The following is a 273-nucleotide window of genomic DNA, read 5'->3' as shown; positions in this document are numbered from 1 at the left end:
CGCCCCGATCACGCCGTGCAGCGCGGCAATGGAGTCGCCGATCGAGATGCCGATGCGCGGCGGCGGCAGATCCGGATAGCCGGTGATGTGACGCAATCCGCCCATCGATTCGGCGATCGCGCCGAAGCCGGGCCGGTCGCGGTACGGGCCCGTCTGCCCGTAGCCGGACAGGCGCACCATCACGAGACCGGGGTTGTCGGCCGACAGGATGTCGTAGCCGAGGCCGAGCTTCTCGAGCAGGCCCGGGCGAAAGTTTTCGACCACGATGTCGGC

1 protein-coding gene is annotated in these 273 nt (G+C 69.2%); it reads right to left on the bottom strand.

What is annotated here, in order from left to right:
* A partial coding sequence (locus SB751_RS30510) for a CoA transferase (protein ID WP_410749089.1) occupies positions 1-273 on the bottom strand: 273 nt, incomplete at both ends.

Origin of the sequence: Cupriavidus sp. SIMBA_020 (assembly GCF_046535395.1) — a bacterium.
GTDB lineage: Bacteria > Pseudomonadota > Gammaproteobacteria > Burkholderiales > Burkholderiaceae > Cupriavidus > Cupriavidus campinensis.
The sequence above is the reverse complement of the archived record's forward strand: the minus strand, read 5'-3'. Positions and strand labels throughout refer to the sequence as shown.